The 12,975-nt window shown below is 67.2% G+C and carries 10 protein-coding genes and 1 pseudogene; 4 read left to right on the top strand and 7 right to left on the bottom strand.

The window, feature by feature from the left end:
• The 7 genes from WAN02_RS11555 to WAN02_RS11525 all read right to left on the bottom strand — a co-directional run.
• Positions 1-1,237: ClC family H(+)/Cl(-) exchange transporter (locus WAN02_RS11555; RefSeq protein WP_422264303.1), on the bottom strand; the 1,237-nt coding region annotated here is incomplete at its 3' end.
• Between the two features lie 47 nt (positions 1,238-1,284).
• Positions 1,285-2,061: an enoyl-CoA hydratase family protein gene (locus WAN02_RS11550; RefSeq protein ID WP_422264302.1), complete on the bottom strand. Its 777-nt coding sequence runs from the start codon at positions 2,059-2,061 to the stop codon at positions 1,285-1,287.
• Positions 2,061-3,227, bottom strand: coding sequence for an acyl-CoA dehydrogenase family protein (locus tag WAN02_RS11545; RefSeq protein ID WP_422264301.1), 1,167 nt, complete (start codon positions 3,225-3,227; stop codon positions 2,061-2,063). Before WAN02_RS11545 ends, WAN02_RS11550 begins: the two co-directional genes overlap by 1 nt.
• Positions 3,224-5,218, bottom strand: coding sequence for an acetyl/propionyl/methylcrotonyl-CoA carboxylase subunit alpha (locus WAN02_RS11540; RefSeq protein WP_422264300.1), 1,995 nt, complete (start codon positions 5,216-5,218; stop codon positions 3,224-3,226). Before WAN02_RS11540 ends, WAN02_RS11545 begins: the two co-directional genes overlap by 4 nt.
• A gap of 5 nt (positions 5,219-5,223) precedes the next feature.
• Positions 5,224-6,819 carry an acyl-CoA carboxylase subunit beta gene (locus WAN02_RS11535; protein WP_422264298.1) on the bottom strand — a complete coding sequence of 532 codons (1,596 nt, stop codon included), beginning with the start codon at positions 6,817-6,819 and terminating at the stop codon, positions 5,224-5,226.
• Positions 6,816-7,964, bottom strand: a complete 1,149-nt coding sequence (locus tag WAN02_RS11530; RefSeq protein ID WP_422264297.1) for an acyl-CoA dehydrogenase family protein — start codon at positions 7,962-7,964, stop codon at positions 6,816-6,818. Before WAN02_RS11530 ends, WAN02_RS11535 begins: the two co-directional genes overlap by 4 nt.
• A gap of 13 nt (positions 7,965-7,977) precedes the next feature.
• Positions 7,978-9,672, bottom strand: a complete 1,695-nt coding sequence (locus WAN02_RS11525) for an acyclic terpene utilization AtuA family protein (RefSeq protein WP_422264296.1) — start codon at positions 9,670-9,672, stop codon at positions 7,978-7,980.
• Between the two features lie 191 nt (positions 9,673-9,863).
• Between WAN02_RS11525 and rpmF the strand changes: the two genes are divergently transcribed.
• The 4 genes and pseudogenes from rpmF to WAN02_RS11505 all read left to right on the top strand — a co-directional run.
• Positions 9,864-10,037: a 50S ribosomal protein L32 gene (gene rpmF, locus WAN02_RS11520; protein ID WP_285184875.1), complete on the top strand. Its 174-nt coding sequence runs from the start codon at positions 9,864-9,866 to the stop codon at positions 10,035-10,037.
• A gap of 107 nt (positions 10,038-10,144) precedes the next feature.
• The gene (locus WAN02_RS11515; protein ID WP_331510864.1) at positions 10,145-10,831 is read left to right on the top strand and encodes a response regulator transcription factor; all 687 of its coding nucleotides are present in this window, start codon (positions 10,145-10,147) and stop codon (positions 10,829-10,831) included.
• A complete protein-coding gene (locus WAN02_RS11510) occupies positions 10,831-12,366 on the top strand; it encodes an ATP-binding protein (protein ID WP_422264295.1) in 1,536 nt (511 codons plus the stop codon). Before WAN02_RS11515 ends, WAN02_RS11510 begins: the two co-directional genes overlap by 1 nt.
• A gap of 55 nt (positions 12,367-12,421) precedes the next feature.
• A pseudogene (locus tag WAN02_RS11505) lies at positions 12,422-12,975 on the top strand (peptidase S1); the annotation flags it as partial.

Below are 12,975 nucleotides of genomic sequence, written 5' to 3'. Positions count from 1 at the left end.
TTTCGGTGGCGAGGATGAGGCCGGTCACCGGGGCGTTCACCGACGCGGTGAAGAAGGCGGCCATCCCGACGAGGGCGCAGGCGGCCAGGCTGGGCATGGCGTGCGGCGTCACGTGCATGGCGATCAGCCCGACGATCAAGCCGGACTGCGATCCCAGGACCAGCATCGGTGCGAACAACCCGCCCGGGGTGGCGGCGGCGTAGGAGACGATGCCGAGCACGAACCGCAGCACGAGCACTCCGGTGATCGCGAGCAATGCGCCGCGCCCGAGTAGCGCGTTCTGGGTGAGGTTGTCGCCGCTGCCGGCCAGGTCCGGTGCCACCCAGACGAGTAGCCCGACGAGCGCACCGGTCGCGGCGGCGCGGGCCTCTTTGGGCAGGCGGCTGGCGTCGGCTCGGCGCAGGGCGAACATCACCGCCGCGTTGTAGAGCACGCCGAGCAACCCGGTGACGGCTCCGATCGCGATGACCCAGCCGTATTCCACGAGCCGTGGTTCGGCCAACGGCGCCATGTGGAACTCGGTCCGTGATTTCACAAGCAGGTGGGCGGCGGCGAAGCCGGACGCGGACGCGACGAGGGTGGCGACCGTGGTGCGTGGATCGAACCGCTTGACGAGCTCTTCGAGCACGAACACGCCGCCGGCGATGGGCGCGTTGAAGGCGGTCGCCAGCCCGGCCGCGGCGCCGCCGGCGACTAGGACGCGCAGGTCCGCGAGGTTGCGCCGGGTCAAAGTGGCGACGATCACGGCCGCGGTCCCGCCCATCTGGACCGATGGTCCCTCACGCCCCAGCGCCATGCCGCTGCTGATGGCCAGCAACCCGCCGATGTATTTGACCGGCAGGATCCGGAATCGGTCAGGCTTGACGCGGCCGTCAGCGACGGCCTCGACGCGCGGGATTCCGCTGCCCTCGGCGTGCGGTTCGATCCGATGGACCAGCGCGGCCGCAACGGCGGCGGCGGCCGTGCAGACGAGCACGACGACGAAGAGTCCCATCCAGCTGCCGTGCGCCCAGCCGGCGAGGCTGGCGCGTAGCCGCGCACCCTGTTGCAGGAGGAGCCGGAAGCTCGCCGCGCTGACGCCGGTGAGCACCCCGACCAGAGCGGCGGCCACCACGAACCCGATCAGGCTTTCGGCGCCTTCGCCGCTGTCGTCCACCGGATGGGTGGTCGGACGCTGCCATCCGGTGAACAGGCTGCGCAGCACATTTCGCCAGCTGTCGCGTCGGTCTTCGTGCATCCCCCTTGCTTAGCGGAGGAACCTGCGGCGGGTGGTCGCGGGGGTCGTTATCCGGACACCCAGCTGGGCGGCCGCTTCTGCAGAAACGCCAGCATGCCCTCGCGGGCTTCGTCGGAGACGAAGAGCCGCGCCGACTCCGCACCCAGCCGCTCGGCGTCGCGGTCGAACCCGTCCAGCACAGCGGCGGTGGTCAGCGCCTTCGACGCCGCCAGGCCCTGCGGTGAGCCGCGACCGATGTCGGCGACCAGCGAGGCCACCGCGGCATCGACGTCGTCGGCGGCCATTGTGATCAGCCCAATCGAGGCGGCGGTGGCGGCGTCGAACGTCTCGCCGGTCAGGTAGTAGCGGGCCGCGGCGCGGGCGGACAACTTCGGCAGCAGCGTCAGCGAAATGATCGCCGGCGCCACCCCGATCCGGGCCTCGGTCAGCGCGAAGGTGCTGCGTGGTCCCGCGACGGCGAGATCGGCGGCCGCGACCAGACCCATGCCGCCGGCCCGGACGTGGCCGTCGACGGCGACGATCACCGGTCGCGGCGACTCGACGATGGCACGCAGCAACGTCGCCATCTCGCGGGACCGCTGGGCGGTTGCCTCGGCGGGATCCGCGTTTACCGCCGAGCCCTCGGACAGGTCGGCGCCCGCGCAGAACGTGTTCCCGGCGTGGCCGAGCACGACGACCCGCACCGCGGGATCGCCCGCCGCGTCGCGCAGGCCCTGATGCAGCTGGCCGACCAACGTCGACGACAGCGCGTTGCGGTTGTGCGGCGAATTCAGTGTCAGCCGCGCTACCTGCCCGTCGACGGCGTACTCGACGAGAGTGGCCATCAGTAGGACCGGGGCAGGCCGAGCGATGTCTGAGCGACGAAGTTGAGCACCATCTCGCGGCTGACCGGTGCGATGCGGCCGAGCCTGGCCGAGGCCAGCATGGCGGCGACGCCGTACTCCTTGGTCAACCCGTTGCCGCCGAGCGACTGCACGGCCTGGTCGACCGAGCGTGTAGCAGCTTCGGCCGCAGCGTATTTCGCCATGTTGGCGGCCGTCGCGGCGCCGCCGTCATCGCCGTTGTCGTAGAGCGTGGCGGCCTTCTGCATCATCAGCTTGGCGAGTTCGACCTCGATGTGGCACTGCGCCAACGGATGTGACAAGCCCTGGTGCGCGCCGATCGGAGTTCCCCACACCTGGCGGGTCTTGACGTAGTCGGCCGCGCGGTCCAGCGCGAAGCGGCCCATGCCGACGCTGCTGGCGGCGCCCATGATGCGCTCGGGGTTCAGGCCCGCGAAAAGCTGTGCGATTGCGGCGTCTTCGGCACCGACGAGTGCGTCGCTGGGCAGTCGCACGTCATCGAGGAACACCTGGAACTGCCGTTCGGGGCTGATGATCTCCATATCGATCGGGGTGTAGGTGAAACCGGGCGAATCCGTTGGCACCACGAACAGCGCCGGCCGCAGCTTGCCGGTTTTGGCTTCCTCGGAACGCGCCACCACCAGTACCGCCTGAGCCTGGTCGACGCCGGAGATGTAGACCTTCTGGCCCTTGAGGATCCAGTCGCCGCCGTCGCGGCGGGCCGTGCTGGTGATCTTGTGGGAGTTGGAGCCGGCGTCGGGTTCGGTGATCGCGAACGCCATCGTCAACGAGCCGTCGGCGATACCGGGAATCCAGCGCTTCTTCTGCTCCTCGGTACCGAACTTGCTGATGATGGTTCCGTTGATGGCGGGCGACACCACCATCAGCAGCAGCGCGCTACCCGCGGCCGCCATCTCTTCCATGACCAGCGACAGTTCGTACATGCCTGCGCCACCGCCGCCGTACTCCTCGGGGAGATTCACGCCCAGAAAGCCGAGTTTGCCTGCTTCCGACCATAATTCGTCGGTGTGCTCTTGGGCGCGGGCTTTCTTCAGGTAGTACTCGCTGCCGTAACTGGATGCCCATTCGGACACCGCCTTGCGCAGCGCCTTGCGGTCTTCGTTTTCGATGAAGCTGCTGTCGATCATCGTGTGTCTCCTTCTGCTTCGGGATTGTGGGGCCCGTCGACGCGTGCCAAGACGGCACCGACTTCAACTTGGTGGCCGGTATCGACGTTGAGTTCCGCGAGCACGCCGTCGGCCGGCGCGGTGATGGTGTGCTCCATCTTCATCGCCTCCAGCCAGATCAGCGGCTGGCCGGCCGTGACGGTATCGCCGACCGCGGCCCCAAGTCGAATGACGTTGCCGGGCATGGGTGCAACCAGCGAGCCCTTCTCGACGGCCGATCCCGGCTCCGGGAAGCGGGGCAGCGCGGCCAGGTGCACCGGCCCGTGCGCGGAGTCGACGTAGACGTTTTGGTCGCGGCGCGCCACTGCGAAGCTGCGTGCCACCCCGTGGTCGTCGGCCAACACGACCTCGTGAGGCGTCACAGAGACAAGCCGTATCGACTCGTCGACGGGCAGCCGTAATCCGGTTCGGGTGAAACGGTATTCGACGCGATGCTGCACGCCGTCGTCGTCGGCATACGTCTTGACCTGGTAGCCCGACGCCAGGTTGCGCCACCCGCTGGGTACCGAGCCGAGCACGGTGGCCGTCGCCCGATTCTCGGCCGCGTCGGCCAGCGCCGCGGCGATCGCCGACAACCGGATCACCGCGTCGTCCACCAGCGGGGCGGACAGTTTCGCCAGGTCGTGCGTGTCGAAGAATGCGGTGTCGGTGGCGCCGTCCAGGAACGCCTGATGCCGCAGCACGTTGACCAGCAGATTGCGGTTGGTGCGCAGGCCGTGCAACTGGGTTCGCGCCAACGCGTCAGCGAGCACCAGCGCCGCTTGGCGGCGCGTCGGAGCGTAGGAGATCACCTTGGCCAGCATCGGGTCGTAGTGAATGGAAACCACCGAGCCGTCGACGATTCCGGAGTCGAGCCTGATACCGGTCCGCGCTCCGAGTGTGCTGAACTCGGTGCGGGCCGCCGCTACATCGATGCGTTGCACCTGGCCGGCCTGCGGCTGCCAGTCCCGCGCCGGATCCTCGGCGTAGAGCCGGGCTTCGATGGAATGTCCATGCGCGGCAGGCGGTTCAGCGTCTAATCGGGCGCCGTCTGCGACGGCGATCTGCAGTTCGACCAGGTCGAGTCCGGTGGTCTCCTCGGTGACCGGGTGCTCGACCTGCAGCCGGGTGTTCATCTCCAGAAAATAGAACGCGCCGTCGTCGTCGGCAAGAAACTCCACCGTCCCCGCGCCGGTGTAGCCGATCGCGCCGGCGGCCAGCCGGGCGGCTTCGAACAGCCGGGCCCGCATGCCCGGTATGCGCTCGACCAAGGGTGACGGCGCTTCCTCGATGATCTTCTGATGGCGGCGCTGGATCGAGCATTCCCGCTCGCCGACCGCCCACACCGTGCCGAGGGAATCGGCCATCACCTGGACCTCGACGTGGTGCCCGGTGGGCAGGTAGCGCTCACAGAACACGGTCGGGTCGCCGAACGCGGACTGGGCCTCGCGCTGCGCGGCGGCCACTTCGCTTGGCAGCGCGTCTAATTGGTCGACCACCCGCATTCCGCGTCCGCCACCGCCAGAGGATGCCTTCACCAGCACCGGCAACTGGTCGGCGGTGACGGTGTCCGGGCCGAGTTCTTCGAGCACGGGAACCCCCACGGCGGCCATCATTTTCTTGGACTCGATCTTCGAGCCCATCGCACGCACCGCGTCCACCGGCGGGCCGATCCAGACCAGCCCTGCGGCTTGCACCGCAGCGGCGAAGTCGGCGTTCTCCGAGAGGAATCCGTAGCCGGGGTGCACCGCGTCCGCGCCGGCCGCGCGAGCCGCGGCGATGATCGCGTCGGCGTTCAGATAGTCGTTGGTCTTGGGTAACCGGACCCGGGCATCGGCCTCGGCGACGTGCGGCGCGTCGGCGTCCGGGTCGGTGTAGACCGCGACGGTGCCCAGGCCGAGAGTGCGGCACGTCGCGAACACCCGTCGGGCGATCTCGCCGCGGTTGGCTACCAGAACTCGAGTTATTCCCATCAACGTCACATCCGGAAGACGCCGAAGTTCGACGTCCCCTTGATCGGGCCATTGGCGATGGCGGACAGACATATTCCCAATACGGCGCGAGTGTCGCGAGGGTCGATCACCCCGTCGTCGTACAGCATCCCCGACATCACCAGCGGCAGTGACTCGGCTTCGATCTGGCCTTCGACGGCGGCTCGCATCGCCGCGTCGGCGTCCTCGTCCACCTTCTCGCCGCGGGCCTCGGCGGCGGCCCGGCTGACGATGGACAGCACCCCGGCCAGTTGCGCGCCACCCATCACCGCGGATTTGGCGCTGGGCCAGGCGAACAGGAAGCGCGGATCGTAGGCCCGCCCGCACATGCCGTAGTGGCCGGCGCCGTAGGACGCGCCGATCAGCAGTGAGATGTGCGGGACCGTCGAGTTGGAGACGGCGTTGATCATCATCGAACCGTGCTTGATCATCCCGCCTTCCTCGTAGTCCTTGCCGACCATGTAACCAGTCGTGTTGTGCAGGAACAACAATGGCGTGTTCGATCGATTCGCGAGCTGGATGAACTGGGTGGCCTTCTGCGACTCCTCGCTGAACAGCACACCGCGGGCGTTGGCCAGGATGCCCAGCGGATAACCGTGCAGCCGGGCCCAGCCCGTGACCAGCGACGAGCCGTACATGGCCTTGAACTCGTCGAATTCGGAGCCGTCCACGATGCGCGCGATCACCTCCCGAGGGTCGAACGGTATGCGCAGATCCGCCGGGACGATGCCGATGAGTTCCTCGGTGTCGAAGAGCGGGTCGATCACCGGTGCGGGCGTCGGGCCCTGCTTGGCCCAGTTGAGCCGGGCGACGATGCGACGCCCGATTCGGATTGCGTCCAGTTCGTCGACAGCGAAATAGTCGGCCAAACCTGAGGTGCGGGCATGCATTTCGGCGCCGCCGAGCGATTCGTCGTCGGACTCCTCGCCGGTGGCCATCTTCACCAGCGGCGGGCCGGCCAGAAACACCTTCGAGCGTTCTTTGATCATCACCACGTGGTCGGACATGCCGGGCACGTAGGCCCCGCCCGCAGTCGAGTTGCCGAAAACGAGTGCGATGGTGGGGATCCCGGCCGCCGACAGCCGGGTCAGATCGCGGAACAGCTGACCACCGGGTACGAAGACTTCCTTCTGGGTGGGCAGGTCCGCGCCGCCGGATTCCACCAGCGAGATCACCGGGAGTCGGTTCTCGAAGGCAATCTGGTTGGCGCGCAGGACCTTTTTAAACGTCCAGGGATTGCTGGTGCCGCCTTTGACCGTCGGGTCGTTGGCCACGACCACGCATTCCACGCCGTTGACCACGCCGATGCCGGTGACCATGCTGGCGCCGACCTGGAAGGCGCTGCCGTAGGCCGCCAGCGGACTCAGTTCCAGGAACGGTGCGTCGTCGTCGACCAATAGCTCGATGCGCTCCCGCGCGGTCAGCTTGCCGCGCTCGTGATGACGTTCAACGTATTTCGCGCCCCCGCCGGCGAGCGCCTTGGCCAGCTCGGCATCGATCTCCTCGAGCCGGGACTCCGCAGCTGATGCCGCGGCCGTGTAGGTGTCGCTCTTCGGGTCGAGTGTGGACCGCAGGGCGCTCATGACTGGAATCCCAGCAGCTTGGCGGCCAGCGAGGTGAGGATCTCGGTGGTCCCGCCGCCGATACCGATGATCCGCATGTCGCGGTACTGCCGCTCGATCTCCGACTCGGCCATGTAGCCCATCCCACCGAACAGCTGAACACCCTGGTTGGCTACCCATTCGCCGGCCTCGACGGCGGTGTTCTTGGCGAAACACACTTCGGCGATCAAGTTGGTCTCGCCGGCCAACTGCCGCTCGACGACGTGGTGGGCGTACACGCGGGCGACGTCGATCCGGCGGGCCATCTCGGCCAGAGTGTTCTGCACCGATTGCCGCGAGATCAGCGGTTTGCCAAACGTTTCCCGGTCGCGGCACCACTGTACGGTGATGTCCAGACACCGCTGGGCGCTCGAATATGCCTGCGCAGCAAGGGCGATGCGCTCCGAGACGAAGGCCTGCGCGATCTGAGCGAAGCCGGTGTTCTCGGCGCCGACCAGGTTGGCCACCGGCACGGCCGCGTCGACGTAGGACAGCTCGGCGGTGTCCGAGGACCGCCATCCCATCTTGTCCAGCTTGCGGCTCACCTCGAATCCGGGCGTGCCTTTGTCGACCACGATCAACGAAACCCCGGCTGCGCCAGGGCCGCCGGTGCGCACCGCGGTGACGACGAAGTCGGCGCGCACCCCCGAGGTGATGTAGGTCTTGGCGCCGTTGACGATGTACTGATCACCGGAGCGCTTCGCTGAGGTGCGCAGGTGCCCGACGTCGGAGCCGCCGCCGGGTTCGGTGATGGCCAGCGAACCGATCAGCTCGCCGGCCAGTGTCGGGCGGACGTACGTGTCGATCAAATGTTGGTCCCCGGAGGCAATCATGTGCGGCACGGCGATGCCACAGGTGAACAGCGACGAGAACACGCCGCCGGGCACACCGGCCTGGTGCAGCTCCTCGCAGACGATCACCGCGTCGGCGCCGTCGCCGCCACCGCCGCCGACCTCCTCGGGGAAGTTTGAGCCCAGCAGGCCCGCATCCCCTGCGGCGCGGTGCAATTCGCGCGGCAAGTCGCCGCTGTTTTCCCACTCGTCGACGTGCGGCAAGATCTCGCGTTCGGCGAAGGAGCGCACGGTCTTGCGGAGCGCATCGCGTTCCGGCGTGGTCCAGATGCTCACAACAGCCCTTCTCTTACAACAACTCTGTTGGGATGTCGACGTGGCGGCTGCGCAGCCATTCGCCAAGTCCCTTGGCCTGCGGGTCGAACCGTGCCTGATACGCCACGCCCTGGCCGAGGATCTCCTCGATGACGAAGTTCACCGCACGCAGGTTGGGCAGCAGATGCCGGTTGACCGGCAGGTCCGCGGTCTCGGGCAGCAGCTCGCGAAGCAGCTCGACCGTCAGCGTGTTGGCCAGCCACCGCCACTGCTCGTCGGTACGCACCCACACCCCGACATTGGCCGACCCGCCCTTATCGCCGCTGCGCGCGGCGGCGATGCGGCCCAGCGGTGTCCGCTGCGTCGGGCCGTCCGGCAACGGCTCCGGCAGCGGTGGCGCATCGGCCGGCTGCAGCTCGAGAGTGTCCGTGGCGCAGGGAATCCCGATGCGGGAGCCGTCAGCGTGCACGGCGACGTGTTGCACCTTGGCGGCGTCGACGTAGCCGGGGGTGTACACCCCGTAAACCTGACCGTCGCCAGGCGGCGCGGTGACGGTGAAACCCGGATAGCTGGCCAGTGCCAATTCTACTGCTGCCGAGGAGAACTGGCGTCCGACGTTCGCCGGGTCTGGGTCGCGGACCACGCAGCGAAGCAGAGCGCTGGCGGCTTCCTCGGTGTCGGCATCGGCGTGGTCGGTGCGGGCCAGCGTCCATTCCAGCTCCGCGGGCTTCACCGACAGCGCGGAGTCCAACTGCCGTCGGACCAGATCGGCCTTGGCCTCGATGTCCAAACCGGTCAGCACGAACGTCATCGCGTTGCGGAATCCGCCGATGCTGTTCAGCGAGACCTTGAGGGTCGGCGGCGGCGGTTCACCGGTCACCCCGCTGATCCGCACCCGGTCGGGGCCGTCCTGGGACAACTCGATGGTGTCCATCCGGGCCGTCACGTCCGGGTTGGCGTAGCGAGCGCCGGTGATCTCGTAGAGCAGCTGCGCGGTGACCGTGTCGACGCTGACCAGGCCGCCGGTGCCGGGGTGCTTGGTGATCACCGACGAACCGTCGGCGTGGACTTCGGCCAGCGGGAAGCCGGCGTAGGTCAGGTCGGGGATTTCGGTGAAGAACGAGTAATTGCCGCCGGTGGCCTGGATGCCGCATTCGATGACGTGCCCGGCGACCACGGCGCCGGCCAGGCGGTCGTAGTCGGTCCGCTGCCAGCCGAAGTGGGCGGCCGCGGGCCCCACGGTCACCGACGCGTCGGTCACCCGCCCGGTGACGACGATGTCCGCGCCGTCATTCAGGCAGTCGACGATGCCCCACGCCCCCAGGTAGGCGTTGGCCGTCAGCGGCTTGCCCAGCCCGAGTTCTTCGGCGCGGGGTGCCAGGTCGTCACCGTCGACATGAGCGACCCGGACGGGCACACCGAGGCGCTCCGCCAGGGCGCGCACCGCGTCAGCGAGGCCGGCGGGGTTCAGTCCACCGGCGTTGGCGACGATGCGCACCCCCCGATCGGAAGCCAGCCCCAGGCATTCCTCGAGTTGGGTCAGGAAGGTCTTGGCGTAACCGCGCTCGGGATGCTTCATCCGGTCGCGGCCGAGAATCAGCATGGTCAGCTCGGCCAGGTAATCACCGGTGACATAGTCGAGCTCGCCGCCGACCAGCATCTCGCGCATCGCCGAATGCCGGTCGCCGTAGAAGCCCGAGCAGTTTCCGATCCGAACCGGCGCCGCCACTCGTCTGCCCTCTCCATTGGGATGTGCCAACCAACCGGTAGGTTAGCCGCTACTGGCGGTGCCACGTCAAGGCCGCCGGCGAACTCGACCGCCCATTTTTGACCGCAGCAGGTCAGCCATTACTATTAACTCCAATCGTCGTTGCCGAGGCGTTTTTGCGGCGACCCCCCTACCAGGAGTAAGGCCTGATCATGGCTGTGCCAAAGCGGCGGATGTCGCGCTCGAACACCCGTAGCCGACGCGCGCAATGGAAGGCTGAGAAGCCAGAACTCGTCGGCGTCACGGTGGCCGGCAAGCAGCACAAGGTGCCGCGCCGACTGTTGAAGGCGGCGCGCCTCGGTTTGATCGACCTCGACCGACGCTAATTTCTTTGCCGTGAGCGTGGTCTCCCGGCAAAAGCGCAACAATTTGCGGCAGTCGGTTTTGGCGACCTCTCAGCAGGTTCTCAGGCGATTGGTTAAAACTGGTGGTCGTGCGAATTCTTGTCGTTGACGACGACCGCGCTGTGCGCGAGTCACTGCGTAGGTCACTTTCCTTCAACGGGTACTCGGTCGCGTTGGCCGAGGATGGCGTTGAGGCCCTGGAGATGATCTCCGCGGACCGGCCGGATGGGCTGGTGCTCGATGTCATGATGCCCCGGCTGGACGGCCTGGAGGTGTGCAGGCAGCTGCGCAGCACTGGGGATGATCTGCCGATCCTGGTGCTGACCGCCCGCGACACGATCTCCGAGCGCGTCGCCGGCCTGGACGCCGGAGCCGACGACTACCTGCCCAAGCCGTTCGCTCTGGAAGAGCTGCTGGCGCGGATGCGGGCGCTGCTGCGTCGCACCAGAATCGAAGACGCCTCCGAATCCGTGGCGATGACCTTCGCCGACCTCACCCTTGATTCGGTGACTCGCGAGGTCACCCGGGGGCAACGCCAGATCAGCCTGACCCGCACCGAATTCGCTTTGCTGGAGATGCTGATCGCCAACCCGCGACGAGTATTGACGCGTAGCCGCATTCTCGAAGAGGTGTGGGGTTTCGACTTCCCCACGTCGGGTAATGCGCTCGAGGTGTATGTCGGATACCTGCGTCGCAAGACCGAGGCCAATGGCGAGCCGCGACTGATCCACACCGTTCGAGGTGTGGGTTACGTGCTTCGCGAAACTCCTCCCTGATGCCCTTGAAAACACTGTTCCGTCTGCAGAGCCGACGTCAGCTGCGGACCAGCACCTCGTTGTCACTGCGGTGGCGGGTGATGCTGCTGGCCATGTCGATGGTGGCGATGGTCGTCATCCTGATGGCGGTCGCGGTGTACGCGGTGATCTCCGCGGCGCTGTACAAAGACATCGATAACCAGCTGCAGAGCCGGGCTCAGCTTTTGATCGCCAGCGGATCGTTGGCGGCTGACCCGGCGAAAGCCATTGAGGGCACCGCCTATTCCGATGTCAACGCGATGCTGGTGACTCCTGGCCGGTCGATCTACACGGCCAACCAGGAGGGTCAGACGTTGCCGGTGGGGCAACAGGAGAAGGCGGTCATCCGCGGCGATCTGTTCATGTCCCGGCGCACGGCCGCCAATCAACGGGTGCTGGCCGTGCATCTGCCGAACGGCAGCTCACTGCTGATCTCCAAGAGCCTGGCGCCGACCGATGCGGTGATGACCAAGTTGCGCTGGGTGTTGGTGATCGTCGGCGGGGTCGGTATGGCCGTGGCCGCGGTCGCCGGCGGCATGGTCACCCAGGCCGGCCTGCGCCCGGTGGGACGGTTGACCGAGGCGGCCGAACGGGTGGCGCGCACTGACGACCTGCGGCCGATACCGGTCTTCGGTAGCGACGAATTGGCCAGGCTCACTGAGGCATTCAACATGATGCTACGAGCTCTGGCCGAATCCCGGGAACGCCAGACCCGGCTGGTCGCCGACGCCGGTCACGAGCTGCGGACCCCGCTGACGTCGCTTCGCACCAACATCGAACTGCTGATGGCTTCGAGCGCACCCGGTGCGCCGCCGATCCCCGAGCAGGAGATGGTCGACCTTCGGACCGACGTCATCGCGCAGATCGAGGAATTGTCAACGCTGGTCGGCGATTTGGTGGACCTGACCCGCGCCGATGCTGGCGAAGTGATTCATGAGCCGGTCGACATGAGCGAGGTCATCGACCGGTCACTGGAGCGAGTTCGCCGGCGCCGCATGGATGTTGAGTTCGATGTCGAGGTCACGCCCTGGCAGGTGTACGGCGACTCCGCCGGCTTGTCGCGGGCGGTGCTGAACCTGATGGACAACGCGGCCAAATGGAGTCCGTCGGGCGAGCATGTCGGTGTGCGGCTCCGCCAACTCAACGCGACGCACGCCGAGCTGGTGGTGGCCGACCATGGACCGGGCATTCCGGAGAACGAGCGCGAGCTGGTCTTCGAGCGGTTCTTCCGCTCGATTACGGCGCGGGCCGTGCCCGGCTCAGGGCTGGGCCTGGCGATCGTCAAACAGGTGGTGCTCAAACACGGCGGTGCGCTTCGCGTCGAAGACACCGTTCCCGGCGGCCAGCCGCCGGGTACATCGATTTACGTCCTGCTGCCGGGTCAGCCGATGGCGGTCTCTGACTACCCCGGCGACGGTGAAGATGAGGCGGATGTTTCCAGCTCGTCAACTCCGGGGAACTCTCCACCACCAGCGAACGTTATCTCAGTCGAATCTCAGACCACGCAGGCAAGGTAAATCCAGTTACTGTTTGAGTCTGAACCGACTGCACAAGAGAGAGCGACCTAGCGACATGACGAATCACCCGAGGTATTCGCCACCGCCGCAGCAGCACGGATATGGTCCCGTGTCCGATCAGCGCGGGGCCACAGGCCATTCCAGCCCAGGGCAGCAGCAAACCTATCAGCAGGGCTACGACTGGCGTTACGGCCAGCAGCCCCAGCAGGGGCAGTACCGGCAGCCCTACGGCCACTTCGCCGGCGGTCAGGGTGGGCCTCCGCCGCCGGCTCCCCGAAAGCGTTCTCGCGCAGGCGCATTGACTGTCGGCGCGGTGGCGGTTGCGGTGGTGTCGGCCGGTATCGGCGGTGCCGCCGCGTCGGTTGTAGCGCACCACGGATCGCTCTCCTCCGTCGCAGACGGCTCGCTATCGGGTGGTGCGACCCCCGGGATGCCGGCCTCGAACGCACCGATGGGCAGTGTCGAGCAGGTGGCCGCCAAGGTGGTGCCCAGCGTCGTCATGCTGGAGACCAACCTCGGTCGTGCATCCGAGGAGGGCTCGGGCATCATCCTGTCCGCGGACGGTTTGATTCTGACCAACAACCACGTCGTCGCGACCGCGGCCGGCAA

Source organism: Mycobacterium sp. (genome assembly GCF_049281135.1).
GTDB lineage: Bacteria > Actinomycetota > Actinomycetes > Mycobacteriales > Mycobacteriaceae > Mycobacterium.
This window is presented reverse-complemented; position numbering and strand designations above follow the sequence as displayed.

Excerpts from the sequence above, each read along its gene's own strand:
- rpmF (WP_285184875.1), top strand. The coding sequence starts at position 9,864 with ATGGCTGTGCCAAAGCGGCGGATGTCGCGCTCGAACACCCGTAGCCGA.
- WAN02_RS11540 (WP_422264300.1), bottom strand. The coding sequence starts at position 5,218 with ATGGGAATAACTCGAGTTCTGGTAGCCAACCGCGGCGAGATCGCCCGA.
- WAN02_RS11550 (WP_422264302.1), bottom strand. The coding sequence starts at position 2,061 with ATGGCCACTCTCGTCGAGTACGCCGTCGACGGGCAGGTAGCGCGGCTG.
- WAN02_RS11545 (WP_422264301.1), bottom strand. The coding sequence starts at position 3,227 with ATGATCGACAGCAGCTTCATCGAAAACGAAGACCGCAAGGCGCTGCGC.
- WAN02_RS11510 (WP_422264295.1), top strand. The coding sequence starts at position 10,831 with ATGCCCTTGAAAACACTGTTCCGTCTGCAGAGCCGACGTCAGCTGCGG.
- WAN02_RS11535 (WP_422264298.1), bottom strand. The coding sequence starts at position 6,819 with ATGAGCGCCCTGCGGTCCACACTCGACCCGAAGAGCGACACCTACACG.